Source organism: Promicromonospora umidemergens (assembly GCF_024171995.1).
In the GTDB taxonomy this organism is placed as follows: Bacteria; Actinomycetota; Actinomycetes; order Actinomycetales; family Cellulomonadaceae; genus Promicromonospora; species Promicromonospora umidemergens.
On sequence record NZ_JAMTCT010000002.1, the window covers coordinates 147,448 to 173,517 of the forward strand.

General features: G+C 71.7%; 26 protein-coding genes. 13 read left to right on the forward strand and 13 right to left on the reverse strand.

All coding sequences use genetic code 11. The features are described from left to right. Positions 1-116: 116 nt before the first annotated feature. The 4 genes from APR04_RS04220 (at position 117) to APR04_RS04235 (ending at position 3,597) form a co-directional block, all read left to right on the forward strand. Entirely contained in the window at positions 117-965 is an 849-nt protein-coding gene (locus APR04_RS04220; RefSeq protein WP_253868149.1) for an oxidoreductase, read from the forward strand. After that, positions 965-1,606: a TetR/AcrR family transcriptional regulator gene (locus APR04_RS04225; RefSeq protein WP_301312087.1), complete on the forward strand. Its 642-nt coding sequence runs from the start codon at positions 965-967 to the stop codon at positions 1,604-1,606. The genes APR04_RS04220 and APR04_RS04225 overlap by 1 nt, the downstream gene beginning before the upstream one ends. A 550-nt stretch (positions 1,607-2,156) precedes the next feature. Then, positions 2,157-3,110 carry a DNA-binding protein gene (locus APR04_RS04230; protein ID WP_253868151.1) on the forward strand — a complete coding sequence of 318 codons (954 nt, stop codon included), beginning with the start codon at positions 2,157-2,159 and terminating at the stop codon, positions 3,108-3,110. A 67-nt stretch (positions 3,111-3,177) separates the two neighbouring features. Further along, a complete protein-coding gene (locus APR04_RS04235) occupies positions 3,178-3,597 on the forward strand; it encodes a VOC family protein (protein ID WP_253868152.1) in 420 nt (139 codons plus the stop codon). Positions 3,598-3,699: 102 nt separating this feature from the next. Here the strand turns inward: APR04_RS04235 and APR04_RS04240 are convergent, their stop codons facing one another. Then, positions 3,700-4,494, reverse strand: a complete 795-nt coding sequence (locus APR04_RS04240) for a helix-turn-helix transcriptional regulator (RefSeq protein WP_253868153.1) — start codon at positions 4,492-4,494, stop codon at positions 3,700-3,702. A 147-nt stretch (positions 4,495-4,641) separates the two neighbouring features. On the opposite strand from APR04_RS04240, the gene APR04_RS04245 reads away from it, so the two are divergent. After that, positions 4,642-5,190 (forward strand): nuclear transport factor 2 family protein, encoded by a 549-nt coding sequence (locus APR04_RS04245; RefSeq protein ID WP_253868154.1) that lies wholly within the window; start codon positions 4,642-4,644, stop codon positions 5,188-5,190. Positions 5,191-5,333: 143 nt separating this feature from the next. On the opposite strand, the gene APR04_RS04250 is transcribed toward APR04_RS04245, so the two are convergent. From APR04_RS04250 to APR04_RS04265, 4 genes are all read right to left on the reverse strand, one after another. Continuing rightward, the gene (locus tag APR04_RS04250; protein WP_253868155.1) at positions 5,334-5,879 is read right to left on the reverse strand and encodes a hypothetical protein; all 546 of its coding nucleotides are present in this window, start codon (positions 5,877-5,879) and stop codon (positions 5,334-5,336) included. A 310-nt stretch (positions 5,880-6,189) separates the two neighbouring features. Further along, positions 6,190-6,879: a hypothetical protein gene (locus APR04_RS04255; protein WP_253868156.1), complete on the reverse strand. Its 690-nt coding sequence runs from the start codon at positions 6,877-6,879 to the stop codon at positions 6,190-6,192. A 137-nt stretch (positions 6,880-7,016) separates the two neighbouring features. Beyond that, complete coding sequence (locus APR04_RS04260; RefSeq protein ID WP_253868157.1) at positions 7,017-7,676, reverse strand: FMN reductase; 660 nt, start codon at positions 7,674-7,676, stop codon at positions 7,017-7,019. Next, complete coding sequence (locus tag APR04_RS04265) at positions 7,673-8,830, reverse strand: LLM class flavin-dependent oxidoreductase (protein WP_253868158.1); 1,158 nt, start codon at positions 8,828-8,830, stop codon at positions 7,673-7,675. Before APR04_RS04265 ends, APR04_RS04260 begins: the two co-directional genes overlap by 4 nt. Before the next feature lie 338 nt (positions 8,831-9,168). Between APR04_RS04265 and APR04_RS04270 the strand changes: the two genes are divergently transcribed. Continuing rightward, entirely contained in the window at positions 9,169-9,513 is a 345-nt protein-coding gene (locus APR04_RS04270; protein ID WP_253868159.1) for an RNA polymerase-binding protein RbpA, read from the forward strand. Positions 9,514-9,618: 105 nt separating this feature from the next. Here APR04_RS04270 and lnt read toward each other — a convergent pair whose 3' ends face one another. The 8 genes from lnt to APR04_RS04310 form a co-directional block, all read right to left on the reverse strand. Next, the gene (lnt, locus tag APR04_RS04275) at positions 9,619-11,319 is read right to left on the reverse strand and encodes an apolipoprotein N-acyltransferase (RefSeq protein WP_253868160.1); all 1,701 of its coding nucleotides are present in this window, start codon (positions 11,317-11,319) and stop codon (positions 9,619-9,621) included. Positions 11,320-11,381: 62 nt separating this feature from the next. Beyond that, positions 11,382-13,205, reverse strand: a complete 1,824-nt coding sequence (locus APR04_RS04280; RefSeq protein WP_253868161.1) for an amidohydrolase — start codon at positions 13,203-13,205, stop codon at positions 11,382-11,384. 55 nt (positions 13,206-13,260) lie between these two features. Continuing rightward, positions 13,261-16,275 (reverse strand): DEAD/DEAH box helicase, encoded by a 3,015-nt coding sequence (locus tag APR04_RS04285; protein ID WP_253868162.1) that lies wholly within the window; start codon positions 16,273-16,275, stop codon positions 13,261-13,263. A gap of 73 nt (positions 16,276-16,348) precedes the next feature. Then, positions 16,349-17,089: a twin-arginine translocase subunit TatC gene (gene tatC, locus APR04_RS04290; RefSeq protein ID WP_253868163.1), complete on the reverse strand. Its 741-nt coding sequence runs from the start codon at positions 17,087-17,089 to the stop codon at positions 16,349-16,351. 37 nt (positions 17,090-17,126) lie between these two features. After that, the gene (tatA, locus tag APR04_RS04295; RefSeq protein WP_253868164.1) at positions 17,127-17,435 is read right to left on the reverse strand and encodes a Sec-independent protein translocase subunit TatA; all 309 of its coding nucleotides are present in this window, start codon (positions 17,433-17,435) and stop codon (positions 17,127-17,129) included. Between the two features lie 183 nt (positions 17,436-17,618). Continuing rightward, positions 17,619-17,951, reverse strand: coding sequence for a hypothetical protein (locus tag APR04_RS04300; RefSeq protein ID WP_253868165.1), 333 nt, complete (start codon positions 17,949-17,951; stop codon positions 17,619-17,621). A 46-nt stretch (positions 17,952-17,997) separates the two neighbouring features. Next, complete coding sequence (locus APR04_RS04305) at positions 17,998-18,990, reverse strand: helix-turn-helix transcriptional regulator (protein WP_253868166.1); 993 nt, start codon at positions 18,988-18,990, stop codon at positions 17,998-18,000. Next, positions 18,983-20,056, reverse strand: coding sequence for a helix-turn-helix transcriptional regulator (locus tag APR04_RS04310; RefSeq protein WP_253868167.1), 1,074 nt, complete (start codon positions 20,054-20,056; stop codon positions 18,983-18,985). The genes APR04_RS04305 and APR04_RS04310 overlap by 8 nt, the downstream gene beginning before the upstream one ends. A 34-nt stretch (positions 20,057-20,090) precedes the next feature. Between APR04_RS04310 and APR04_RS04315 the strand changes: the two genes are divergently transcribed. The 7 genes from APR04_RS04315 to APR04_RS04345 are packed head-to-tail and all read left to right on the forward strand — an operon-like array spanning position 20,091 to position 26,054. After that, entirely contained in the window at positions 20,091-21,311 is a 1,221-nt protein-coding gene (locus APR04_RS04315; protein ID WP_253868168.1) for a DUF3866 family protein, read from the forward strand. Next, positions 21,308-22,051: a DUF4129 domain-containing protein gene (locus APR04_RS04320; RefSeq protein ID WP_253868169.1), complete on the forward strand. Its 744-nt coding sequence runs from the start codon at positions 21,308-21,310 to the stop codon at positions 22,049-22,051. Before APR04_RS04315 ends, APR04_RS04320 begins: the two co-directional genes overlap by 4 nt. Beyond that, positions 22,048-22,557 carry a hypothetical protein gene (locus APR04_RS30350; RefSeq protein WP_301312089.1) on the forward strand — a complete coding sequence of 170 codons (510 nt, stop codon included), beginning with the start codon at positions 22,048-22,050 and terminating at the stop codon, positions 22,555-22,557. The genes APR04_RS04320 and APR04_RS30350 overlap by 4 nt, the downstream gene beginning before the upstream one ends. Beyond that, positions 22,550-23,536: an AAA family ATPase gene (locus APR04_RS04330; protein ID WP_253868170.1), complete on the forward strand. Its 987-nt coding sequence runs from the start codon at positions 22,550-22,552 to the stop codon at positions 23,534-23,536. Before APR04_RS30350 ends, APR04_RS04330 begins: the two co-directional genes overlap by 8 nt. Beyond that, positions 23,533-24,894 carry a DUF58 domain-containing protein gene (locus APR04_RS04335; protein WP_253868171.1) on the forward strand — a complete coding sequence of 454 codons (1,362 nt, stop codon included), beginning with the start codon at positions 23,533-23,535 and terminating at the stop codon, positions 24,892-24,894. The genes APR04_RS04330 and APR04_RS04335 overlap by 4 nt, the downstream gene beginning before the upstream one ends. Continuing rightward, entirely contained in the window at positions 24,891-25,502 is a 612-nt protein-coding gene (locus APR04_RS04340; protein WP_253868172.1) for a hypothetical protein, read from the forward strand. Before APR04_RS04335 ends, APR04_RS04340 begins: the two co-directional genes overlap by 4 nt. Positions 25,503-25,541: 39 nt before the next feature. Beyond that, the gene (locus APR04_RS04345; RefSeq protein WP_253868173.1) at positions 25,542-26,054 is read left to right on the forward strand and encodes a Dps family protein; all 513 of its coding nucleotides are present in this window, start codon (positions 25,542-25,544) and stop codon (positions 26,052-26,054) included. Positions 26,055-26,070 lie beyond the last annotated feature (16 nt).

Consider the following 26,070-nt stretch of genomic DNA (forward strand, 5'->3'; position numbering starts at 1 on the left):
TTGGCGGAGCCGTAACGTGCCGCCAGAATCTGCATGGCGATGAGCAAAATCGACGCCGTGTAGAATTTGAGGTGAGGGAGCGACCAGGCTCCTTCCAGGTCCTAGCTGGAGGAACGATGCAGGAACAGAAGTGGCTCATCACCGGCGTCAGCACGGGCCTCGGACGTGCCTTCGCCCAATCGGCCCTTGCCGCAGGGCACACCGTCGTCGGTACGGTCCGCTCAGAGAAGGACCTGCGGGCCTTCGAAGAGCTCGAACCCGGGCACGCTCACGGCCGCATCCTGGACGTGACGGACGGCGACGCCGTCTCGAGCGTGATCACAGAGGTGGAGCAGAGCGTCGGAGCTTTGGACGTCGTCATCGCCAACGCCGGCTACGGCCTGGAGGGCACCTTCGAGGAGACGCCGCTGGCCGAGGTGCGGCGGCAGTTCGAGGTCAACGTATTCGGGGCGGTGGCCACCCTGCGGGCAGCACTGCCCCACATGCGCCGGCGCCGCCGCGGACACCTGATGGCCGTCACCTCCATGGGTGGGCTCATGGCCGTGCCCGGCATGTCCGCCTACTGCGGCAGCAAGTTCGCGCTGGAAGGCATTCTTGAGGCGCTGGGCAAGGAGGTCGCGCAGTTCGGGATCCACGTGACGGCGATCGAGCCCGGCTCCTTCCGCACCGACTGGGCCGGACGGTCCATGACGCGCGCCGCGCAGTCCGTCGACGACTACGACGAGCTGTTCACCCCCATCCGCGAAGCGAGGCAGAAGGCAAGCGGGAACCAACTGGGCAACCCGGCCAAGGCCGGGGACGCCGTCGTGCACATCACGTCAGTAGACCAGCCGCCGGCCCACCTCGTCCTGGGCTCGGATGCGCTGCGACTGGTCACCGCCGCGCGCACGGCCGTGGACGAGGACATCCGCGCATGGGAGACGCTCTCCCGTACGACCGACTTCGCGGAGGGCGCTCAGTTCTGATGCCCGGCCACCACCCCACGCGAAGCCGACGCAGCACCGAACGCAAGGGCGATGTCCGGGAGCGGGCCATTCTGGACACCTGCGAAGCTCTGCTGGCGCAGAAGGGTTACGACGCCATGACCGTCGGCGACATCGCCCAGGGCGCCGGTATCACACGCGGCGCCCTGTACTTCTACTTCGGTTCCAAGCAAGAGGTGGTCACGGCGCTCGTGGCCCGGACGGTCGAGCACCTGTGGGAGCGGTCCAGGGTCACCGCGCAGGCCGATGAGCCGCGCCAGGCCATCGAGGCAGCCATGCGGCGCACGGTCGAGCTGTGGAACGAGCATGGCCTGGTCATGCGCACGGCGATCGATCTGTCACGGACCGTGCCGGAGATCGGCGAGCTGTGGAGCCGTACAGCTGACTTGTTCAGCACAGCGATCACCGCTGTCCTGGAACGAGCCGGCATCCAGGCTGGCAGCGAACCGGAACAAGCGTCGGCGATGGCGCGAGCCCTGTGCTGGATGGTCGAGCGGACCTTCTACCACGCCTCGCAGGAGCCCCGCGAGAGCTTGGAAAGGGCATCCTCGACCTGCGAACACATCTGGCTGGTCAGCGCCGGCCTGACCGCCGATACATCTGGCCTGGACGGTGGAGCATAGGAACCGGGCCTCGCGATCTCGGCCAGAGCTCCTGTACCTGGACCTCCACATCAGGTTCTGGACTCCAGCACGGGTGGCTGCCAGGAGGTTTCCGGCAGAAGACCGGCGGCGCCCGGGGAAACGCCGGGCTCGAACCACACGTCGACCTGCGTCCCGTTGAGCCCGGAAGATCAAAAACGCTGACGACCACACCCCAGATCCGGCACAGAGAACTACTTGTCACTTCGCGTAGCTCCGGGAGAACCGGGCCTGGTTCGAGCGGGCGGACGGGGACCGGTTCTTCGACCAGCAGGTGAGGCGAGGGCGCCGCCCGACGCCGTCGCACCCGTGCAGTTGATGCTCACCATATGCTCTTCGCAGCCCACTCAAGGGCACCCCGATCGCGCAGAATCCGCATCATTTAGCCGATCTCTCCACCTCTACGCACCCGCTTCAGGAAAGCGGGTGCGTACTTTGTGGAGTACCAAGTAGGAGTAGTATTGCGCGACTACTAGGACTCCTACGAGCGGTACGACGACGATCGACGATGACCGACTGATCGGGGAACAACGTGCGGGACAAGGAACGGGTCTTCCAGGCTGCCGAGGCGCTGACGGCTGAGGGTGCGGCGGTCACGGTGACGAACGTGCGCGAGCGCGCCGGCTGCTCCAACGCCGCGGCGACGAGGTACCTGCGTGAGTGGCGAGACACGACGGCTGCGGAGGACGAGGCCCGACAGGCGCTCCCGGACCTGCCCCCCGCCGTCACGGCGCTGGTGGACCGTGGCCTCGACGCCCTGTGGGGCGCCGCGGTCGAGGTGGCGCGGGCCGAGCACGAGGCCGCCACCGCCGCGCAGGACGAGGCGCTGACCGCCGTCGTCGGTGAGGCGGACGCCCTGGCCGCGCGCGTGGACGAGGCGGACGCGGAGCTCGCGCAGTTCCGCGCGGTCCTCGAGACGGCGCGCGAGTACGCACGGTCCGCGGAGGAAGAGCGCGCCGCCGCGGAGAAGGAACGGGCGGACGCCGTGGCGGCGTCGGCCCGCCTGGAGGCCGACCTGGCCGCCAGGCGGCAGGCGCTCGACGCCGCGCGGGGCGAGCTCGCTCAGGAACGGACCGCCACGGCGACTGCCGAGCGCGCACGGTCCGACGCGGAGGCGGCCCGCGCGCAGGCGGAGGGCGCCGCCGTCGGGCTGCGGGAGTCCCTTGCCGATGTTCGGGCGGCGCTCGAGGCCGCGCGGTCCGACGCCGGTCAGGCCCACCGGGACCGCGCGACGGCAGAGGCCGCCCGCTCCGCCGCGGATGCGTCGGTCGCCCGGCTCGAGGGCGAGCTTTCCACACTGCGTGAGGGGTTGGAGTCGGCCCGGGCGCAGGCTGCCGAGTCCGAGCGTGCGCGCGTGGTCGCTCTGGCCGCGCAGTCGCAGGCTGAGGGAACGGCGGCCGGGCTGCGGGAGGCGTTGGCGGCAGCCGGGACGACGGCGGCCGACCGGTCGAGCCGCGAGGTGCCTACCGAGATGTCGGGCGGCTGATGCGGTGCCGGCGCCCCGGGATGCCCCGGGGCGCCGCAGTGTCAGTGGGTGGTGCTGTGATGGCCTGATGAACCTTCGAGGATTCGCCACCATCAACTACTGGGCCGACGACGTCGCCGCGGCCGCCGCCTGGTACACCGAGCTGCTCGGTGTCGAGCCGTACTTCCAGCGTCCCGGCCCGGACGGTGCACCTGCCTACGCCGAGTTCCGGATCGGTGACAACGAGGCCGAGCTCGGCCTCGTGAGCCGTGCGTTCGCGCCGCCGGGTCTGCCCGCCGAGCCGGGAGGGGCACTGATGTACTGGCACGTCGACGACCTGGAGGGCATGGTGGCGCGCCTGCTGGAGCTGGGCGCCACCGAGTTCCAGCCCGTCACCGCGCGCGGTGACCTCGGTTTCGTCACCGCCTCGGTGGTGGACCCGTTCGGCAACGTGCTCGGGGTGATGTACAACCCGCACTACGTCGAGCAGTTCGGGTCCCGGCGGTAGACCCGTCGCTCGGGTCGGCCGCGCGAGACAGTGGCGATGCTGCGGTTGTGACAACCCTGAGTCAGCACGGCTCCCTCTTCCGGGCGCCCGATGTGGCCGAGATCAGGCGTCGTCGCGGGGTGTGTAGAGCATGACCCAGTGGTCTCGGTCCGGGTCGTGCAGGAGCTCGATGTCGAAGCTGACCCGGCCGTAGGTGGAGTGGTGCAGCTGTTTGGTCGCCGACCGCGACGCGATGACCTCGCCGCGCTCCCAGTAGTCGCGGAAGACCGGGCTGGTAGCGGTGAGCTCCGCGAGCATGCTGCGGAGGTAGTCGTCCTCGGGGTATCGGCTCAGCGCGGTGCGCAGCTCAGCGGCCGCGACGCGCAGGAACTGCTCAGCACTGTCACCGAGCAGGTCGGTGAGTACGGTGGTCGCGAAAGCCTGGTATGCGAGGTTGCGCGCGAAGGGCCCGGTCCCGTCGGCGGGCGGCAGCAGCTCGGCTGCGCGCTTGTTGCGGGCCAGGAGGTCGAGCCGACCGTCATGGACGGTGACCGGCATCGTCTCGTCCAGTCCCTCGAGCATCCGCAGCAGGCCCGGGCGGACGACCGAGCCGGGGGTGGGTAGTTCAGGCGGAGACTCGCCTCCCAGCCGGAACAGGTGGCCGCGCTCCGGCCCGGTCAGAGCGAAGCCTTGCGCCAGAGCCGTGAGGATCTCACGCGACGGTCGAGGAGCTTTGCCCTGTTCCAGACGGGTGTAGTACTCCACGGAGATCCCCGTCAGATCGGCCATCTCCTGCCTGCGAAGCCCTGACACGCGCCGCCGGGAACTTCTGGGCTGACCGTGCAGGTCCGGCGGCGTCATCGCCGCCCTGCGCTGTCTCAAGTAGTGCGCCAGACCGCTCCGATCATTGCTCGCCATGGGCCCATTCTTCCCCAGGACGGACACCTCCCTCCTCCGTGGTGACCCTGGCAGTACTAGTTTCAGCGCGGCATTCCTCCATGTCGCGGAGCCTTGCATCCTCGATGGTGTACCGCTTCCCGCGGCACCAGGACCATCGGAGAAGACATGACCGGTACAGCGACCACCCGCTCGACGCTGGAGACTGCCAAGGAATTCATCCGGGCCGTCGAGGCGAAGGACATCGACGCCGTCGAGGACACCCTCAGGGACGACGCCGAGCAGCTCTTCATGCACTCGAACGCGGTGACCAGCGACCAGGGTGTCGCGGACATCATCGCCAGCCGTCGCAGGGGACTCTGCGTCGCAGATGTGAGTGGCCGGGAAGAGGTGCTCGGGTACACCAGGGGAATCTTCGACAAGTTCGACCCGCTGGTCTGGCGCGACCACCGGTGGACCGTCAGCCCCGACGGTCGCGAGGTCTTCTTCCTCGGCACCGGTGACATGGTCGTCGCCCGCACCGGCGCGCCCTATCGCAACACCTACCTGACTCGGTTCGAAGTCACCGACGGCAAGATCGTGCGCATGGCCGAGTACGGCAACGTGATGCTGTACGCCCGGCTGGGCGTCCGCCCCAACCGCGCCGAGCTCCGGTCACTTCTCCGGGCCGTCGGGCGCATGCTCTCGCTGACGCGGTCCTCTCGATCCGGCCGATAGCCAGGGGGTACTCGCGGACCGGGGTATCCGGCACGAGCTGCGGGTGTACGACGACGAGGGCCACGGCCTGGCCAAGCGTGCGAACCGAAAGGACGCCTACCCGGCGGCGATCGAGTTCCTCGCCAGAACGGTTCGGGTACGGGTCAGGACCGGCCGATCACGCTGGTGCCGAGGGCTTCCCCGGCCTCGCCGAGCTGCACCTCGAGCTCCCCGGGCGTGGTCACCTGCGGGATGGCCGCGGGGACACAGGCCAGCGTCGCCGCGTGCAGGGTCAGGCTGGCTCCGAGCGTGTCCGCCCGCCACACGCCGGGGCCGACCACCTCGAACTCCCCCGCCTCGGTACGGTGCAGGACGACCACGTACTCCTGACCCTCCTCCAGGACCGCCGACAGGCCGGCTCCTGGCGGTGACGACGTGGACCCGACCTGGGTGACGGCGAGGCCTGCGTTCTTCGCCACCGCGCCGAGCAGCACCTCGCGCAGCTGGAGCTCGGTGCGGGTGTACGGCACCCGGTCGACGACGTCGACGCTGGCGTCGCCCGCCTGCACCACTGCGACGACGTCGGCGTCGGCGACCAGCTGCTCGACCGTGCCGTACTTCTCGGGTGCGGTGATGCTGGCGGCGCCCGCGTCGGTCGTGCAGCCGCTGAGGAGCCCGACCACGCCGAGCACGCCGAGGGACGACCTCACCCGACGTCGCATTGCCGGACCTGCCTCCCTCGTCCTGGTCGCCAGGTGCCTCGTTCGGCGCCCCTCATGGAGAGGGCGACAGGACGTAGCGCGTGGTGCACTCGCTTGACGAACCCCGCGGTTCGCTCGTTCGTGCAACGAATGTTCCCCCGTTGCACCCGGTCGGTACAAGGGTCTACGCGGACGAACTGCTCCCCGGCAGGCAAATGATTTGCCACGATGTGAAAACCCTTCGGGACGCGCAGGAACAGCCCGACGACCTGCCCAGGAAGGACTGGGCCTCGCCGGGCTCAGGCCGGCCGGAGCTCCGTCAGGCGGCGTGCGCCTTGCCGATCGCACGGACGAGGCCCGACGTGGAGATCGAGCCCTTGCGGTAGCGCTCCACCGCGGCGACGAGCGCCTCGCCGACCTCGCGCGGAACGCGCGAGGACTGGGCCACGGGATACCAGATCTCGCGCTCGAACACGCCGGTCCGCCGAGCCGGACCCCGGTAGAGACGTCCGGCGAGTGCCGGTGGTGCCGGGACGGGGCCCGGGACCGCGCCCCCCACCACCGCGCCGTGCGCGGTAGGAGGGGCCGGTGGGGCCGGGGGAACGGGCGCGTGCACGGGGCCGGGCCCGGCAGAGGGAGCCGGCGGCGCCTGCAGCGCGGCACGGTTCGCGAGGCGCGACGCGCGGTAGCGGGACCCAGGGTTCCAGCGCAGGGTGGGTACCGGCGGCTTGGCCGGCCGGACGCCGCTGGTCTCACGGCGGGGCGCGGGCGGGTCCAGGATCTCCGCGGTGTCCGCCGTGTCTCCCGTGCCTGCGGTGGACACCGTCGGGGGCACCGCGGGAGCGGCTGCCGCCGTGGCGCTCGCCGCTTGTTCCGCGTGCGCCGTCCGCAGCGCCGCCACGATACGGGCGACGCGTCCTGGGTCGACGTTCGGGTGGTGCGTATGCGTTCCCTGAGGGCTGTCTGCGCTCGAACCGTCCGAGACCTGGCTCTCCGTGCCGTCCGCCATGACCGCGCTCCCTCACCATCGACCCCGGCCACGACCTGCGGCGACCGCTGTCCCATATGTTCCCTGCCCTGACCTGGGCGTGCAAGCCCCGGGTCGCGAGGTGTGGGCGGCGGCGCGGCCTCAGCTTCCGTCGAGCCTCATTGTCCGCCGAGCAGGTCCAGGAAGCTCGGGGTGCTCGAGAACGGGTCGGCAGGCTTCCTGTGCTCGCCCCGGGCGAACACGAGACCGGCGAGGGACCGGCCCGCGCGCTCGATGCGCTGCGGCAGGGAGCTGCCTTCGTTGTCGCGCCCGCTGGTGTCCGCGGCCTGTGCCCAGTCGTCCGTCGCGGCGAAGACGGACGTCGTGACGACGTCGGCCCGCAGGTAGGTGAACAGCGGCCGCATCGAGTACTCGAGCGCGAGCGAGTGGCGCGGGGTGCCGCCGGTGGCGCCGAGCAGCACGGGCATGCCCGTGAGCGCTTCCTTGTCGAGGATGTCGACGAACGACTTGAACAGCCCCGAGTAGGTGGTGGTGAACAGCGGGGTGACGGCGATGACGGCGTCGGCCTGGGTGACCGTCTCGATGGCCCGGGCCAGCTCGCCCGTCGGGAACCCGGTGAGCATGGCGTCGATGATCGCGTGGCCGTGGTCGCGCAGCTCGATCACCTCGACGGTCACGTCGTGCCCGAGGGCCTCGAGCTCGGCCGCCGTGGCGCCCGCCATGCGGTCGGCGAGCAGCCGTGTGGACGAGGGCTGGCCCAGCCCGGCGTGGACGACGGCGATCGTGCGGTGGTCGCGCTCCTCGGTGGACTCGGTCATGACAGCACCTCCTCGGCCCGCTTGCCGGTGTACTCGTCCCCGCCGTCGCCGACGTGCGTGGCACCTGTCTTGCCCTGGGCCTGCGCCGCGGCGACGCGCTCGGCGTGCGTGGGCGGGTTGGCCGGCACGTCCTGCGGCCGCTTGGCCTCGGCGATCTTGCGCAGCTCGGGCACGACGTCGGAGGCGAGCAGGTCGATCTGTTCGAGGACCGTCTTGAGCGGCAGGCCGGCGTGGTCCATGAGGAACAGCTGGCGCTGGTAGTGGCCGACGTCGTCGATGAAGGACCCGTAGCGGTCGACGACCTGCTGCGGGGAGCCGACGGTCAGCGGGGTGTCCCGCGTGAAGTCCTCCATGCTCGGGCCGTGCCCGTAGACGGGCGCGTTGTCGAAGTAGGGACGGAACTCGTCCCAGGCGGCCTGGCTGTTCTTGCGCATGAACGCCTGACCGCCGAGGCCCACGATCGCCTGGTCGGCGCGGCCGTGGCCGTAGTGCTCGAAGCGCTGGCGGTAGAACTGCACCATCTGCTTGGTGTGGGTCATGGGCCAGAAGATGTTGTTGTGCAGGAACCCGTCACCGTAGTAGGCGGCCTGCTCGGCGATCTCGGGACTGCGGATCGAGCCGTGCCACACGAAGGGCGGTACGCCGTCGAGCGGGCGCGGGGTCGAGGTGAAGCCCTGCAGCGGGGTGCGGAACTTGCCCTCCCAGTCCACGACGTCCTCGGTCCAGAGCCTGCGCACGAGCGCGTAGTTCTCGATGGCGAGCGGGATGCCCTGGCGGATGTCCTGCCCGAACCACGGGTAGACGGGGCCGGTGTTGCCGCGGCCCATCATGAGGTCCATCCGACCGTCCGAGATGACCTGGAGCATCGCGTACTCCTCGGCGATGCGGACCGGGTCGTTGGTCGTGATCAGCGTGGTCGCCGTGGACAGCGTGATGTTCTTCGTGACGCCGGCCAGGTAGCCGAGCATCGTCGTCGGGCTGGAGGCCACGAACGGCGGGTTGTGGTGCTCACCGGTGGCGAAGACGTCCAGTCCCGCCTCGTCGGCATGCCTCGCGATCGTGAGCATCGCCCGGACACGTTCGGTGTCGTCCGGGGTGTGCCCCGTGGTCGGGTCGGTCGTCACGTCGCTGACACTGAAGATCCCGAACTGCATGATGCGGCGCTCCCCTGGTCGTGGTCTTGATGATGCCCGGTTCCGAATGATGCCCTGTTCCGAGCTGTCCATGCAGATGCATGCACCTCCGCGTCAACCGGCTGCTAGTCTCGATTGTTCCCACCCGGTCTGTTCCCACCAGCCGCGACGCACGTGAGATCGCGCACATACGCGCCCATTTTGCCCGGAGTGCGCTTGCGAGCGCACCTCCGGCGCGTAGCCTGATCAGACGGCTGGAAAAATGACGGCTGGAATGGCTGGAACATCACAGAGGGTCCCCGCGTTGCCACTACGGACCTTTTTCCGCCACCTATCCCGACAACCCTCTGGAGGACATCGTGCCCGACCGGTCCCTGCGCGGTATGAGCATCGGTAGTAAGAGCATGGAGTCCGACGAGGGCGTGGACTTCGCCCCTCGGTTCCAGGCCTACTACGACTGCCCCAACGGCCACACCATCATCCTGCCCTTCGCCACCGACGCGGACGTCCCCCCGGTCTGGGAGTGCCGCTGCGGCGAGGAGGCACTGCTGCGCGACGCCGAGAGGCCGGAGCCCAAGGCGAGCAAGCCGCAGCGCACCCACTGGGACATGCTGCTGGAGCGCCGCACGGTCAAGGAGCTCGAGGACCTGCTCGACGAGCGCCTCGAACTCCTCCGTGCCGGCAAGCTCCGCCGCTCCGCCTGACGGTCCCGCACCAGCGGTCCCCGTGACCGGCAGCAACGGCCGGCAGCAGAAGAACGACCGTCGGGTCCAGGCCAGCTGGCCTGGACCCGACGGTCGTCTCTGCGTCTACCGCCGTCGCAACCCACCCACGACACCCGCCACCACCAGCACCACCGCGAGACCACCGACCACCCAGCCCGGCCAGTACCCCGCCGCCACCGCCGGCGTGACCGACGACCGCAACGGCAGGTTCGCCACGAACACGTCGTCCGTGAACAACCCCGTCCGCCGCACCACCGTGCCGTCCGGTGTGATCACACCCGACACCCCCACCGTCGAGATCTGCACCGTCGCCCGCCCCGTCGTGATCGCCTGCATCCGCGACATCGCCAGCTGCTGTGTCGACTCCGCCGTGAACCCGAACGACGCGTTGTTCGTCGGGACCACCAGCACCTGCGCCCCCTCCAGAACCGCGTCCCGGACGATCTCGTCGTACGCCACCTCGAAACAGATGACCGTGCCCATCCGGTAGGCACCCTGCCCCAGCCGGCTCGGCACCTCCACCACCGGCGGACCGACCCCCGCGATCATGTCCGTCCTGACCCGGTCCACCTGGTCGGAGAACAACCGCAGGACCGACCGCATCGGGATGTACTCACCGAACGGCGCCGGATGCTGCTTCACATACCGCCCGATCACCCCGCTGCCCGCCTGCCACAGCAACGACACGTTGTACCGCCCGCCCGACTGAGGGAACTCCTGCGCCCCCACCAGGATCGGAGCGCCCACCGCCGTGGCAGCCGCGTCCAGACCCCGCGCGACATCCGGCGTCGTCTGCGGGTCCAGGTCGCTGCCGTTCTCCGGCCACAGCACCACGTCCAGCTCACCCGCATAGTCCTCAGCCAGCGTGTACGTACCCTCCAGGTGGTTGTTCAGCACCTCCGCCCGGTTCGCGAACGCCCCAAGACCCGGCTCCCCCACGTTGCCCTGGACCGCACCAGCCCACAGCTCACCGTCCTGGGCCAGATCACTCCCAGCGTCGTACACCTCGTTGCCCTCGGGCGTCTCGACAGGACCGGCGCTCGCGGACGTGGGCAGCGGCAGCGCGAGCGGCAGGACGGCGACCGCGGCCCCCAGCGCGAGGGCCCCGACGGCGCGGCGCACGTCGCGTGCCCGTCGGGGGCGCGCCTGTGCAGCACCGCCAGGTGCTCGGCCTGCCGGTGCTGGGCCTGCCGGTGCTGGGCGCTCCGGGGCGGCGCTGCGCCGGGCCGCGCGGACCAGGCCCGCCACAGCCAGGGCGAGCAGCACGCCCGCGAACGCGACGAGCAGGCTCACCGCGACGGTGCCGCCCAGCCAGGCGGCGCGCCCGGTCGGGGTGCCGGACATCGACCACGCGAGGCGGCCCCAGGGGAATCCGCCGAACGGGATCTCGGAGCGCCACTGCTCCACGGCGACGAAGAGGACGGAGAACGCGGCGGCGAGCCGCCAGCCACGCCGGCGCAGGAACCGTGCCCGGCGCACCCAGGTCCACAGCGCGCCGAACGCGGCGAGGAAGAGGGCCTCCACGGTCGAGATGGCGATCCATGGCGCGGTCTCGGTGGACTCGTGCGCCCACCACAGGTGGGGCAGGAAGAACGCGAGGCCGAACAGGAGGCCGATCAGGAAGTTCCACCAGGCGCTGTCCCGGCCGAGCGACCAGTACAGGGCGGCCACGGCGACGAAGGCTGCGGGCCATACCCCGGCGTCCGGGAACGCGGCCCAGAGGACGAGGCCGCCGGTCACCGCGAGGAACAAGGACAGCAGCCGTGACGGCTGAGGCAGACGCACACCAGCAGCCTACCGGCGCCGGCCTCCGTGGCTGTGGGGGTGGTGGCGGTACGGGTGGGCGGTCAGAACGTGTCGTGGAGGACGACGCCGTCGCGGAGGGTGTGCAGGCACTCCGGCTCGACGGCGTCCGGTGAGAGGTCCGGGAGCAAGGGGGTACCCGCGCGGGCTTCCTCGCTCCAGGAGCTGAGGCGGCCGGGGGCGGCCTGCACGCCGAGCTGTTCGGCCCGCCAGACGGCGAGGTGTGCCGGCGCGCCGACCCGGAGCTGCCCGGCGCCGGTGTGGTCCAGCCCGGCGAGGCGCCAGCCGCCACGGGTGTGGGCGCGGAACGCGGCGCCGGCGGAGATCCGCTGGGCGGGGTCCTCGTGGCGGGTCGCCGCGCGCACGCCCTGCCAGGGGTCCACCGGCGTGACCGGGGTGTCGGAGCCGAACGCGAGCGGCACGCCGGCCTGTGCGAGGTCGGCGAACGGCATGAGGGAACCGGCGCGCGGGGCCCCGAGCCGGGAGGCGTAGACACCCTTGCTGCCGCCGAAAGCCGAGTCGAACGCCGGCTGGACCGACAGGCCGACGCCCTGCACCAGCAGCGCGGCGAGGGTGACGGCGTCCACGAACAGGCCGTGCTCGATGCGGTGGTGCCCGGCCCGCACGGCGCTCTCGCTGGTCAGCTGGGCGGCCAGCTGGAGCCCGAGCACCATGGTGTCCATGGCCCGGTCCCCGATGACATGGAACGCTGCCTGCACACCAGCCTGTCCGCGCGCACCCTGCACCGCGGCCAGGTGGTGGGCGATCTGCTCGGCCGACAGGTACAGGTTGCCGGTCCAGGGGGTGCCGTCGGGGTTGGTCAGTGCGCCGGTGAAGCTGCCGGACGACGGGTCGACGGGCAGGTCCGCGTACGGGCCGCGCAGGGCGGCGGTGCGTGAGCCGATCGAGCCGTCGACGTTGAGGTCGCCGCCGATGCCGGTGAGGAACGGCAGCTCGGCGAGCAGCGCGCGGGCGTCGTCGGTGGTCTGGCACAGCTCGCCGCGGTAGGCGGCCAGGTGCGGCAGGGCGGGCACGCCGTCGTCGGACAGGGCCTCCGCGGTCATCGAGCCGGCGGTCATGGCGTACAGCTCGGCCAGGCCCGCACGGGTGTCGAGGTGCTCACCGCTCATCTCGTGCACGGACACGATGCCGCGGGCGGCCCACGCGGCGAGGGTCTCGCGGTAGAGGCGGGTGCGGCGTTCGGGGGACAGCGCGTGGGCGACGTCGCGCACGGTGTGGTGCAGGTCGGCGGTGACGATCCCCGTGTCGGCGGGGGCGTCGGACCAGCCGGAGCCGAACATGCCCGTGCCGGTCCAGGCGGGGTCGCGCTCGATGCCGGCGCGGGCGGCCATCGACGTGGAGACCACTGCCGAGTGCACGTCGACGCGGGCCGCGTACACGGGACGCCCGTCGCAGGCGTCGTCGAGCTCCTGCCGGGTGAAGGTGCGCTGCTCGGGCCAGGCCTGCTCGTCCCAGCCGAAGGCGAGCAGCACCTGGTCGCCGGACGGGTCGGCGGCCGCCAGACGGCGGGCGCCGTCGTGCAGGGCGGCCAGAGCGTCGGCGAGGCAGTGCACTCCCCCGGCAGGTGTGAGGTCGACGGCGTCGCTCGACAGGCCGGTCTCCAGCACGTGGGCGTGCGCGTCGACGAACCCGGGGGTCACCAGCGCGCCATCCAGGTCGATGACCCGGTCGGCGCGCGCGGCGAGCCCCGCCGCGGTGTCGTTGGCACCCAGCCACGCCACGACACCGTCGTCGACGAGGATCGCCTGGGCGTTGGGGTCGGCCGAGGAGTGGATGACTCCGTTGCGGTACAGGATCGATCGAGCGGCGTGGGACGGGACGGCGCTGGACCGGACGGGCTGGCTCACGATGGGAACTGTATGCGATCCCCCGGCCTGGTGCCGATGTCAGTGGGGGTGTCGGTCAGAGGCTGGAGTACGCCACCACTCCCCGCAGCACCGCGTCCTGTGCCTGGCGGGCGGTCGCCCGCAGCTTGCCCGACGGCGCCGCGCCGCCGAGCTGGTCCAGGACGTCGATGACCTGCTTGCACCAGCGCACGAAGTCGCCCGCGGCGAGGTCGGAGCCGCGCAGCACGCTGTCCAGCCCCTTGCCGGACGCCCAGCGGTACATCGCGCCGACCAGCCCGAGGTCGAGCGGTCCGGTGGCCTCGATGCCGTGCGCCTCCTCGAGGTCGTCGACCTCTGACCACACGCGCTGCGTGTCGTCAAGGACGCCGGCGAGGCGCCCCGTGGGCCCGCCGGGGACGTAGGGGTCGGGGGCGTCGTCGCGCCGGCTCTGGTAGACGACCGTGGAGACGACTGCCGCCAGGCCGGCCGGGTCGAGCCCGTCCCAGACACCGCGGCGCAGGCACTCGGCGAGCAGCAGGTCGTTCTCGGCGTACAGGCGGCGCAGCCAGCGGCCGTCGTCGGTCACACGGATCCTGCCGGGTCCCTGGACGGCTCCTCCCTGCCCCGCGGCCCCCGGCTCGACGCCGTCGGGCCCGTTCCCCGTCCTGGTGCGCTGCAGGTAGCCGAGCGTGAGCAGCACGTCGAGCGTGCGGTCGAAGGTGCGGGCGATCGAGCCGGTACGCCCCTCGACGCGGCGCACGAGCTGGTCGTGCTCCCGCTTGAGCTTGTTCCAGCGTTCGGCCCAGCGCGCATGGTCGTCGCGTTCGGGGCAGGCGTGGCACGGGTGCGCCTTGAGGGCCTTGCGCAAGCGGGCGAGCTCGGCGTCGGTCGAGGCGTCCGGCCGGCGTCCGGCCAGGGCCTTGCCGCCGCGTGCGGCGCTCGCTGCACGCCGGCCTGCCGGGCTGCTCGTCGAGTGGGCGGCGGGGACGTCGTCGGCCAGGGCGCCCAGCGCGTTGCGCATGGAGGAGACGAGGTCGCGGCGGGCGTCGGGCTTGCGGGGGTTGAACGCCTTGGGGATCTTGACGGTGGTGACGGTCTCCAGGCCGGCGGGTGCGTCGGCGAGGGTCAGCTTCTTGACCTGGCGTTCCTGGGTCAGGACGGTGGGGCGGGGTCCGTCGAACCCGCCGGGCTCACCGGGGTCGAGCACGAGGACGTATCCGCGCCGCCGCCCGGTCGGTACCTCGACGACGTCGCCGCGGCGCAGCTGTTCCAGGGCGGCCACGACCTCGGCCCGCTGGGCGCCGGACGCCGCACGGGACAGCTCCTTCTCGCGGTCCTTGATGGCGCCTCGCAGGTCCATGTACGCGCCGAAGTCGCCTTCGGTGCAGGACATGGCCTTGGCGTACCCGTCGAGGCCCTCGGCGTGCGCCTGGGCCTGCTTGGCCAGGCCGACGACGCCGCGGTCGGCCTGGAACTGCGCGAACGAGGTCTCCAGGACCTCGCGGGCGCGGTCGCGGCCGACCTGCGCCACGAGGTTGACGGCCATGTTGTACGTGGGCCGGAAGCTGGACTTGAGCGGGTAGAGGCGCTTGGACGCGAGGCCGGCCAGCGCCACGGGGTCCAGGGCGGGGTGGTCGACGACGACGGCGTGGCCCTCGATGTCGATGCCGCGCCGCCCGGCGCGGCCGGTGAGCTGGGTGAACTCGCCGGGGGTGACGGGTACGTGGCTGGTGCCGTCCCACTTGACGAGCTTGTCCAGGACGACGGACCGGGCGGGCATGTTGATGCCGAGCGCGAGGGTCTCGGTGGCGAACACGACCTTGACGAGGCCGCGGGAGAACAGGTCCTCGACGGTCTCCTTGAACACGGGCAGCATGCCGGCGTGGTGGGCGGCGACGCCGCGGGCCAGGGCCTGTGACCAGGACCAGTAGCCGAGCACGTCCAGGTCCTCGGGCGGGATGGCGGCGGTGCGCTCCTCCACGACGGACCGGATGGTCGCTTCCTCCTGCGGGGTGGTCAGCCGCAGCCCGGCCTTGAGGCACTGCTCGACGGAGGCCTCGCAGCCCGCGCGGGAGAACACGAAGTAGATGGCGGGCAGCAGGGCGGCCGCGCCCAGGGCGTCGACGACGATGAACCGTGGTGGGGTGCGCCGGCCCTGCCCGATGCCCTGCCCGACGCCCCCTGAGCTGTCCCCGGTGCGTCGCCCGCCCGCGCCGCGGTACCCGCGGTCGCCGCGTCCACGAGCGGCGGCGCGGCCGCGCCGTCCGCCTGGGCCGCCGCGGTAGTCGCCGGGGCGGTTGCCGCCGCGCCCGGACCGGAAGGCTGCGGACAGGTCGGGGTTGATGGGCGGGCTGGTGCCGGGGTCGGTCGGGTCGACGTGCCCTGCGTACAGGTCAAGGAGGCGCGGTGTGCCGCGCGGCTCCGGTGAGGACATCAGGACGTGCTGCCACAGGGGTACGGGGCGGCGCTCGGAGACGATGACGGCGGTGTCGCCGCGCACCATCTCGAGCCAGTCGCCGAACTCCTCCGCGTTGGACACGGTCGCGCTCAGCGAGACGAGCTGTACGTCGTCGGAGAGGTGGATGATGACCTCTTCCCAGACGGGGCCGCGGAAGCGGTCGGCGAGGTAGTGCACCTCGTCCATGACCACGTACGCCAGCCCGTCCAGGGTGGGGGACCCCGCGTAGAGCATGTTGCGCAGCACCTCGGTGGTCATGACCACTACCGGTGCGTCGCCGTTGAGGGTGGTGTCGCCGGTCAGCAGGCCGACGTTGTCGGGTCCGTGCCTGCGCACGAGGTCGGCGTACTTCTGGTTGGACAGGGCCTTGATGGGCGTGGTGTAGAACGCCTTGCGGCCCGAGGCCAGGGCCAGGTGGACCGCGAACTCGCCCACGACGGTCTTGCCCGCCCCGGTGGGGGCCGCTACCAGTACGGCACGGCCCTGTTCGAGGGCTTCGCAGGACTGCACCTGGAAGTCGTCGAGCTCGAACCCGACGACCTCCCGGAAGCGGGTCAGCTCGGGGTGCTCGGCCGCTGAACGGCTCTGTGACCGGAAGGCCGTGTACCGCTCGGCGGGGCTCAGGTCGCTCATGGGCACAGCCTACGGTCACTGTCCGACAGGCCCTGTCCGACAGGCCCGGGCGCGACGGGCCCGGGCCTGTCGGTCAGACCTCGGCTTCGGCGAGCCGCTTCTCGACGCGCTTGTCGTGCAGGACCGAGACGCCGACGGCGCCGAAGTACAGCACGCAGATCGGCAGGGCCACGAGGATCATCGTGAGCGCGTCCGGCGTCGGCGTCATGATCGCGGCGAACGTGAACGCGACCAGGATGGCCCACCGCCAGCCGGCGAGCAGCGCCTTGGCGGACATCAGGCCCGCGAAGTTGAGGCCCACCAGGAGGATCGGGGACACGAACGCGAGCCCGAAGGCGAGCAGGAGCCGCATCACCAGGCTCAGGTACATCTGGGCGTCGGTGAAGTTGGTGGCGTCGTCGGGCAGGAACCCCGTCAGGATGCCGACGGCGTGCGGGATGACGAGCCACGCCATGTAGGCGCCGCCGACGAACAGGGGCACGGAGGCGCCGACGAACCCGTACGCGTAGTGCTTCTCCTGCTTGTTGAGCCCTGGCGTGATGAACGCCCACACCTGGTAGAGCCACCAGGGGCAGGACACGAACACGGCCAGGAACAGCGACGCCTTGATCTTCAGGTCCAGCGCCGATGCCGGACCGGTGAAGTTCAGGGTGACGTCGTTGCCCGTGGCCTCCGCGGCGGACTCCAGGGGTTGCTGGAGCGCGACGAGCAGTGGCTCGTACAGGATCCAGCCGAGGATGGCCCCCAGCAGGAGCCCTGCCGCGATGAGGACAAAACGCTTGCGTAGTTCGAGCAGGTGCTCGAGCAGAGGCATGCGGCCGTCGGACGGCCGCCCCGTTCGTGCCACCGGTTCAGGCCTTGGGGATGTCGCGGTCCCTGTTGTTGATCAGCCCAGGCACCTCGTCCGTTTCTGAGCGCGCCGTCCCCGTGGTCGAGCCCGTGGTGGACGTGGTCGAACCGCCCGGCGCGTTGTCGGCGGCCCGGCTGTCCCTGCTGTCTCGGCCGTCGGAGTCGTCCTCGCGCAGGTCCTTGATCTCCTTCTTGAAGATCTTCATCGACTGCCCGACGCTCTTGGCCAGTCCCGGCAGGCGGGTGGACCCGAAGAGCAGCAGGACGACGACGAGCAGGACGATCCAGTGCCACGGCTGCATTGCGCCCATGGTGACTCCTTACGGTGCGGTGCTAGTACGCGATGTGATGCGGATATGCCCGATCCTACGCGGACCGGCGGGGCACAAAGGTAGCCCCCTGGTGGACGGAAGGTGGCGGCGGGCCGGAACTCACGCAAGAACAGCGCGAATCCGGGCCTGCGGGCCGGTTCGGCGCGGTCAGTTCCGCGGCCGTCAGTCGTTGAAGTGCTTCCACTTCTGCCACGTCACCACGTGCCTCGCCCGGCGCGTGTCCTTGCGCAGGCCGCGGGCGGCCCGTTGCGCGCTGACGCGCTGGTAGTGGATGGTCACGTCGTCGAACAGGCTCGGTCCGGCGTGCTGCGAGGCCGCGGCCTCGCGTGCGCGGTCGGACAGCTCCTGGAGCCGGTCGGCCGACTCGCCGATACGGCGCGACGCTCGTCCCAGCTCGTCCATCAGGCCCATCGCCGACCGCCAGAGATGGCGGGCCAGAAAGAACGCTCCGACGAGGCTGCCTACGATCAGCAGGGTCCACACCCAGAACCACATGGTTGCCAACCCTAGTGCCGAATTGCCGATGTGGCTGCGTCCGGGGTCATCGGATCGGCGTCGGGTCTGTGTCGTAGAGGGCCAGCGCGTCGCCGGCGGCGCCCGCTACGTCGTCGGCCAGGCTCTTCGGGGACACCGACCGGACGTACGGCGCGAGCTGGATCAGGGTGCTGCGCAGCCAGCCGGGGTTGGTGACCCGCAGGGTGACCTCGAAGTCGCCGTCGGGCAGGTTGCGTACCGACTCGACGGGGACCTCCTCGGCGAACCACCGCGCCCGTGGCGCGAACCGGATGGTCGCCAGCGGCGAGGAACCGCCGGCGAACAGGGCGGCGAAGTCGATCTCGGCCGACGGATCGCCCGCCCCTGGGTGGGACTGGACGGGCACGTCCGTCTCGGTGGCCTCCAGGATGCGGTCCACGCGGAACGTGCGTGGCGCGGCCGCCCGGTAGCACCAGGCGGCGAGGTAGGCGAACTCGTCCTGCGTGTGCAGGCGCACGGGGTCCACCTCCCGTTCGCTCACGACGTCCGACGACGTCACGTACCGGATCCGCAGCCGGTGGCGGGCCGTCAGCGCCGACGTGATCGCCGCGACGACCTGCCGGTCGCCGCCCGGAGCGAGCCGCACGTCCACCGCGTTCGCGGCCTCGCCGGTGGCGGCGGTGAGCTTGCGCAGCGCGGACTGGACGACGGCGGACCGGGCCGGGTCCGCCTGGACGGCGCCGGTGGCCTTCATGGCACGCAGGGCAGCGACCAGCGCCACCGCCTCCCGGGTCCCGAGCCGCAGCGGCCGGGTCATGCCCCGCGCCTCGGTCAGGTGCACGACACCACGGTCGATGGACGCCGCGTCGAAGTCGATCAGGTCGTCGGGCCAGTACCCGGGGGTGCCGGACACCCACAGGGCGTCGACGTCCTTCTGGATCTGTGCCGGTGTCGTGCCGAACCGCCTGGCGAGGTCGGCGACGGACACGGGCCCGGCGCCGTCGAGATAGGCGACGATGCCCAGCAGGCGCAGGAGCCGGTCGTCGGCGCGCTCAGCCACGAGACACCTGCCCAGCACCCAGTGCCGCCGCGGCGGTGAGCCTGCGCAGCGTCTCGGTCCGCACGGGCTCCGGTTCGAGCACGACCAGGGCCGCCCCGTACCCGGCCGCCTCGGACGCCATGCCGCTCATCGACCGGTACGGCACCTGAAGGATGTCCCAGCCCGCCCGGTCACCGGCCGAGGCCCCCGCCGGGTCGGGCAGGCGCTCGCTGTAGGTCTGGCGCTCGCCGTCGGGCACGGGTTTGGCGCGGGCGCGCAGGGCTCCGGCGCGTTCGGGGCGGACGGCGACCACTGCCTGCCTGATCTCGCCGTGCGCCTTGCCGAGCATGACGTCGGTCTCGAAGTCGGGGATCTGGTAGGCGCCGGCCGGTCCGGTGATGCGTACGCGTGACTCGATGCGTGACATGCGGAACACGCGGGGGGCCTGCCGGTCGCGGTCGAAGCACATGAGGTACCAGCCGCCGTCGCGTGCCGCGATGCGCCAGGGCTCGACGTGCCGGGTCAGGACCGTCCCGTTGTACGCGGCCCGGTAGCTGAAGGTGACCACGCGGCGGGCCTCGATCGCCTCCATGAGGGGCCCGTACGCGTCTCCGACGGCGCGCACGGACGGCGCGAGCCCGGCCAGGGCGTCCGCGGACGGATCACCCGCGCCGGCGGCGCGGAGCTTGACCATGGCGCGGTTGATGTCGGTCTGCAAGGTCTTGTCCTGCCAGAACTGGGCGGCCAGGGACAGCACACCGAGCTCCGCGGGGGTGAGGTCGATCGACGGCAGCGCATAGGCGTCCTGGTCGATCCGGTACCCGAGCGCGTCGGTGTGCCCGCCGGTCCCGACCGTCACCACCGGGATGCCCAGGGCGCGCAGCATGTCCTTGTCCCGCTCGAACATCCGCTCGAACGCGTCGTCGCTGGGCGCGTCGGCGTACCCGGCCACGGCGGTGCGGACCTGCTGCTTGGTCATGGCCGCGTTCGTGTTCACCAGCGCGATGACAAGGTTCAGGAGCCGCTCGGCGGGATTCAGGCCGGGTGACGGGACGGGCTGCTGCGTGGGGGGCGGATCGATGGGCATCAGGACAACGGTAGCGTTCGGTAGCCTCCACCCTGTGATGACGTGGCGGATCGGGACCGTGATTTCCACAGGCAGGTCGTGGCGGGGGGCGCGCGAGCTCGAGGTGACCCTCGACCGGCCCCTACCAGGGCATCGTGCCGCGGCAGGGGACGACGTGGGCGGTGACGGCACGGCAGGCCCCGTGACCGTGCGGGCCCTCGCCTACACCGACCTGGTGGGCGACCCCGGGCCCGGCGACGCCGTGCTGCTCAACGTGTCCGCCCTCGCCCGCGGGCTCGGCACCGGCGGGTACGCGCTCGTGGTCGGGCCCGCCGCGGCAACCACCCACCTGCCCCCCGACCCCACCCCCGGACCCGGCCACCTCGTCAAGGCCCGCTACACACCGCTGCAGACCATGGTCCTCGGCGTCGACGAGCAGGAGTCGCCCCACCACGCGACCCTCGCCGACGCCGACAGCCTCGACGGCATGCCCGTCGTCGTCGCCGACCTGCACTCCGCGCTGCCCGCGGTCGTCGCAGGGCTACGGCACGCCGCCGGCACGTCCGCCGCCAGCCTGAAGATCGCGTACATCATGACCGACGGCGGTGCCCTGCCCGCCGCGTTCTCCCGCACCATCGCCGCCCTGCGCGACGCCGACTGGCTCACCACCTGCATCACCGTCGGACAGTCGTTCGGCGGCGACCTCGAAGCCGTCACCGTGCACACCGGCCTCCTGGCAGCCCGGCACGTCGCCGGGTGCGACATCGCCGTCGTCGCCCAAGGACCCGGCAACCTCGGCACCGGAACCCGCTGGGGCTACTCCGGCGTAGCCGCCGGCGAAGCGGTCAACGCCGCCGCCACCCTCCACGGACGCCCCGTCGCCTCCCTGCGCGTCTCCGGAGCCGACCCCCGAGACCGCCACCTCGGCATCTCCCACCACTCCCTGACCGCCTACACCAGGGTCGCCCTCGCACCCGCCGACGTCCCCGTCCCCGTACCGACCGCCGACGTCGAGAACCTGCCCGCCTGGGGCACCCCCCTCACCCGCCGCATCCGCGAACAGGCACACACACTGACCCGACCCGCAGGCACCCCCCGGCACACCCTCGTCGACATCCCCGCCGACACCACCCTCCTCGACACCCTGCGCACCTCCCCCGCCGGGCTACGCACCATGGGCCGCACCCTCGACAGCGACCCCGCCTCCTTCGTCACCGCCGCCGTCGCAGGCATCCACGCCCACCAGCTCACCGCCGACACCACCCAGCCCGCATGACACCCACCACCCGCCTGACCAGCACCCTCCTGCTCCTCACCGTCGTCGTGCTCGGGGTAGCCACCGCCACACCCTGGCGCTTCAACCCACCCCAGCTCGCCACCACGGAGCCCCCCGTGCCCGAACAGCTCCTGCCCGCACAGACGAGCAGCCCCAGCCCGCTCGCGGCACCCCCCACCAGCCCACCCGCCGACATCCGCTGGCTCGGCATCATCGCCGCGATCCTCCTCGGGCTCCTCATCGCCACCATCCTCACGCTCGCCATCCGCAAGCTCCTCGCCCTCCACCGCGCACGCACCACCACCACACCCGACAAGCTCACCGGCGGCACCACCACCACCGGCACCCTCGCCGACGACGTCGACCTCCCCGAGCTCCAGGACGCCGTCTCCCGCGCCCTCGCCCACCTCGACGGACACGCCCGCCCCCGCGACGCCGTCGTCGCCGCCTGGGTAGCCCTCGAAGACGCCGCAGCCCGCGCCGGCGCGCACCGCAACCCCGCCCAGACCCCCACCGAGTTCGCCGGCGCCGTCCTCGCCACCACCCCCGCACCACCAACCTCCGTCGCCCGCCTGCGCACCCTCTACCAACGCGCCCGCTTCACCGACCGGCCCATCGACCGCACCACCGTCAACCACGCCCGAGAGGCGCTCGCGGACATCGCCCGAAGCCTCGACGTCGACGACCTCACGCCCGACGACGAGACCCCACGCGACACGCCACGGCAGGAAAACACGTGAGGACCTGGAACTGGCGCCGCATCAGCGCCGTCACCGTCCTCGCCGCACTCGCCGCCACCGCACTCGTCATCTGGCAGATCGTCGACCTCTGGCACGCCACAGCAGCCGCCACCCTCGCCACCGCGACAAGCATCCTGTGGTCCGCCACCGAACCCACCACCGGACAGACCACCAGCGACCCCGAATGGCCCCGCACCCCCGTCGAAGCACGCGCAGGCGGACGACACGACGTCTCCGACCTCGGCTGGTCCGTGTTCGGCCGCGACGGCCACGTCACCGACCGGGTAGTCCGCCGCATCCGAACCCTCGCCGCCGACCGGCTCCGCGCCCACGGCATCGACCCCGCAGACCCCGCAGCAGAACCCGACGCCGAACGCCTGCTCGGCGCTCGCGTCCTGCAACAGCTCAAGTCCCGCCAACCCCCCACCGCCCGCACCGTCAAGACCTGGCTCGATGCGATCGAACGCCTCGGGGCCGCACCCACCACCGAGGAGCACCGTGCCTGACCAGAACACCCCAGCACCCCTGCCCGTCGCCGACGTCGCAGCGCTGGGCGAACGAGTCCTCGCCGAGGTCGGCACCGCCGTCGTCGGCATGCGCGACGCCCTCCAGGTGGCCCTCGCCACCATCCTCGCCGGCGGGCACGTCCTGTTCGAGGACGTACCCGGCCTCGGCAAGACCCTCGCCGCCCGCTCCCTCGCCACCGCCCTCGGACTCGACTTCGCGCGCCTCCAGTGCACCCCCGACCTGCTGCCCGCCGACATCACCGGCTCCTCCGTCTTCGACCCCGCCACCCGCACCTTCGAGTTCCGCCCCGGACCCGTCTTCACCGGCCTCTTCCTCGCCGACGAGATCAACCGCACCGCCCCCAAGACCCAGTCCGCGCTCCTCGAAGCCATGGCCGAACGACAGGTCTCCATCGAAGGCACCAGCAGGCCCCTGCCCAACCCCTTCCACGTCCTGGCCACCTCCAACCCCGTCGAGTACGAAGGCACCTACCCCCTGCCCGAGGCACAGCTCGACCGCTTCATGGTCCGCCTCGCCGTCGGCTACCCCGACCGCACCCAGGAGACCGAGGTCCTCACCCGCCGCCTCGCCCGCAGACAAGAAGCCGCCCCCGTCAACCGGGTCGTCGACCCCGCGACGGTCCGCGCCATGCAGGCAGGGACCGAAGCAGTCCTCGTCGACCCCGACGTCGTGCGCTACTGCGTCGACCTCGCCGCAGCCACCCGCGGCCACCAGGCCCTCGAGGTCGGCGCCTCACCCCGCGGCTCACAGAACCTCGTCCTCCTCGCCCGCGCCATCGCCGTCCTCGACGGACGCGACTACGTGCTGCCTGAGGACGTCAAGCGCGTCGCCGTCGCCGTCCTCGCCCACCGCATCACCCTCAACCCCACCGCCTGGGCCTCCGCCACCCGGCCGGAGACCATCGTCGCCGACCTCCTGCACACCGTCCCCACCCCCGCAACGGTCCCCACCCGATGACCGTCGGCGGCATCATCGTCGCCCACGGACGCACCTCCCAGGGCACCCCCACCGACGGAAACCACTGGCGACCCACCTCAGCCCACACCGCCGCCATCGCCACCGGCATCCTCCTCCTCGCCACCAGCGTCATCGCCGGCCGCGCCGATATCGCCCTCATCGGCATACCCAGCCTCCTCGCCGCCACCTGGGCCCACACCAACCGACCCACCACACCCCCACCCGCAACACTCCACGAACCACCCGGCACCGCCACCCCCGGCGAGCTCACCGCCACCCTCCACCTCCCCAGCACCCCCACCACCGCCGACATCATCCACCTCCGCATCACCGCCACCGGCCACCGCGACACCCACCTGGCGCTCGCGGCACACCCGCACGAACGACACGTGCCACTACGCCTCTCCTCCGTACGCACCGGACCACAGGAGACGTTCACCATCGACCTCCGCGGATCACGGCACCACATCTGGGAAGAAGAACCCATCCAGGTCGGCGGCACACCACGGCTCGTCCTCCCCGCCTCCGCACCACTGGGCCGCCTGCCCCTGCCACACCGCCTGCGCGGCCTGACCGGACCACACTCCGCACGCCGCCTGGGCGACGGCGCCGAGCTGCGCGACATCCACCCCTTCACCCCCGGCGACCGGCTCCGCAGGATCGACTGGCGCACGACCGCCCGCCGCTCCCCCGAGCTCGACACCCTCTACGTACGCCGCACCTACGCCACCGCCGAAGCAACAGCAGTGCTCGTCGTCGACTCCCGCGACGAAGTAGGACCAGACGTACGCACCTGGCGCGGCTACGGCACCCTCCGCGTCGACGAACCGACCTCGCTCGACCTCGCCCGACACGCCGCAGCCTCCGTCGCCCACGCCCTCGTCGAAGCAGGCGACCGCGTCGGCCTCGAAGACCTCGCCCGCCGACGCCGCCCGCTCCCACCCGCCTCCGGCCGCCGCCACCTACGCCGCCTCGTCCACGGACTCGCCCTGGCACACCCCAAGGACCGCGCCTCCGTACACCGCGTACGCCCGCCCCAGCTCCCCGCCGACGCCATCGTCTACCTCTTCACCACCCTGCTCGACGACGAACCACTGCACCTCGTCCGCACCTGGCGCGCCACAGGCCACCCCGTCGTCGTCATCGACACCCTCCCCGACGTCCACCCCGTCATCGAGAACCACCTCGCCATCGCCTGGCACATCGCCCGCCTCGAACGCGAGAACCGGATCGCCACCCTCGACCGCGAGGGCATACCCGTCATCAGCTGGGCCGGATCCGAACGCGACCGCGCCACCGTCCGGTTCGAAGCCCTCGCCCGCGCAGCACAACGCCACGTACCCGGACGCGTCCCATGAACCCCATCACCGAGCTCACCGCACAGCTCCACCGCCTCAGGCTCCGCCTCACCGACCCCGCCCACCGACCACTGCCCGACATCACCACCCAGACCGGCCCCACCCTGCGCGGCTGGGTGCTCCGCCTCGCCCTCCTCGTCCTCACCCCCCTCCTGCTCCTCACCGCAGCCGCCCGCACCCCCGACATCCCCGACGGCGTCACCTGGACCATCGCCGCACTCAGCACCGGCCTCCTCCTCGCCCGCCCCACCCCGACCACGGCCGGCGGCATCACCGTCGTCGCCGCAGTGCTCCTGTGGGGCTTCACCACCGAACCGCTCGACCCCTGGGCACTCGCCGTCGCCCTCCTCGCCTACGCCCTCACCCGCACCACCTGGTGGGCAGCACACGTCCCGTTCCACGGACGCGCCGAGATCTCAGCACTGCTCGTCGGCTGGCGACGCGACCTCGTCGTCCTCGCCACCACCGGCCTCCTCGGGGCGCTCGCGATGCTCGCGTCCGGCGCGACGGTGCCCGGCGCCGTCCTGCTCGCCGCGCTGGCGATCGTCGGGATCGCGTTCCTCGCGCTGGCGACCGGCGGCTCCCCGCGTGACGATGGACGCGGCTGACCTACGCCCGAACCCCGTCGCCGCACGAGAGGACCCCTCATGTCCCGGAAGCTGCCCCGCTACACGGTCCCGTCCCTCACCCCTGAGCAGGGGGCCAAGGTCGCGGAGATCCTCCAGCAGCGGCTGCACGCACTGAACGACCTGCACCTCACGCTCAAGCACGTGCACTGGAACGTGGTGGGCCCGCACTTCATCGGCGTCCACGAGATGCTCGACCCGCAGGTCGACGCCGTCCGCGCGATGGTCGACGAGATCGCCGAGCGCATCGCCACGCTCGGCTCCGCGCCGGTCGGCACCCCGGGCGCCCTCGTCTCCGCGCGCAGCTGGGAGGACTACAAGCTGGGCCGTGCTCCGGCGATCGAGCACCTGGGGGCGCTCGACGACGTCTACGACTCCGTCATCACGGTCCACCGCAAGGCGGCCGACGACACCGCCGACCTGGACGACGTGACGAACGACCTGCTCATCGGCCACCTGCACAAGCTCGAGCAGTTCCACTGGTTCGTTCGCGCGCACCTGGAGTCGTCGTCCGGGGCGATCCCGGAGACGTGACGGCTGACGAGAGACG

Excerpts from the sequence above, each read along its gene's own strand:
- APR04_RS04220 (WP_253868149.1), top strand. The coding sequence starts at position 117 with ATGCAGGAACAGAAGTGGCTCATCACCGGCGTCAGCACGGGCCTCGGA.
- APR04_RS04225 (WP_301312087.1), top strand. The coding sequence starts at position 965 with ATGCCCGGCCACCACCCCACGCGAAGCCGACGCAGCACCGAACGCAAG.
- APR04_RS04235 (WP_253868152.1), top strand. The coding sequence starts at position 3,178 with ATGAACCTTCGAGGATTCGCCACCATCAACTACTGGGCCGACGACGTC.
- APR04_RS04240 (WP_253868153.1), bottom strand. The coding sequence starts at position 4,494 with ATGGCGAGCAATGATCGGAGCGGTCTGGCGCACTACTTGAGACAGCGC.
- APR04_RS04245 (WP_253868154.1), top strand. The coding sequence starts at position 4,642 with ATGACCGGTACAGCGACCACCCGCTCGACGCTGGAGACTGCCAAGGAA.
- APR04_RS04255 (WP_253868156.1), bottom strand. The coding sequence starts at position 6,879 with ATGGCGGACGGCACGGAGAGCCAGGTCTCGGACGGTTCGAGCGCAGAC.
- APR04_RS04260 (WP_253868157.1), bottom strand. The coding sequence starts at position 7,676 with ATGACCGAGTCCACCGAGGAGCGCGACCACCGCACGATCGCCGTCGTC.
- APR04_RS04265 (WP_253868158.1), bottom strand. The coding sequence starts at position 8,830 with ATGCAGTTCGGGATCTTCAGTGTCAGCGACGTGACGACCGACCCGACC.
- APR04_RS04285 (WP_253868162.1), bottom strand. The coding sequence starts at position 16,275 with ATGAGCGACCTGAGCCCCGCCGAGCGGTACACGGCCTTCCGGTCACAG.
- tatC (WP_253868163.1), bottom strand. The coding sequence starts at position 17,089 with ATGCCTCTGCTCGAGCACCTGCTCGAACTACGCAAGCGTTTTGTCCTC.
- tatA (WP_253868164.1), bottom strand. The coding sequence starts at position 17,435 with ATGGGCGCAATGCAGCCGTGGCACTGGATCGTCCTGCTCGTCGTCGTC.
- APR04_RS04300 (WP_253868165.1), bottom strand. The coding sequence starts at position 17,951 with ATGTGGTTCTGGGTGTGGACCCTGCTGATCGTAGGCAGCCTCGTCGGA.
- APR04_RS04310 (WP_253868167.1), bottom strand. The coding sequence starts at position 20,056 with ATGCCCATCGATCCGCCCCCCACGCAGCAGCCCGTCCCGTCACCCGGC.
- APR04_RS04320 (WP_253868169.1), top strand. The coding sequence starts at position 21,308 with ATGACACCCACCACCCGCCTGACCAGCACCCTCCTGCTCCTCACCGTC.
- APR04_RS04335 (WP_253868171.1), top strand. The coding sequence starts at position 23,533 with ATGACCGTCGGCGGCATCATCGTCGCCCACGGACGCACCTCCCAGGGC.
- APR04_RS04340 (WP_253868172.1), top strand. The coding sequence starts at position 24,891 with ATGAACCCCATCACCGAGCTCACCGCACAGCTCCACCGCCTCAGGCTC.
- APR04_RS04345 (WP_253868173.1), top strand. The coding sequence starts at position 25,542 with ATGTCCCGGAAGCTGCCCCGCTACACGGTCCCGTCCCTCACCCCTGAG.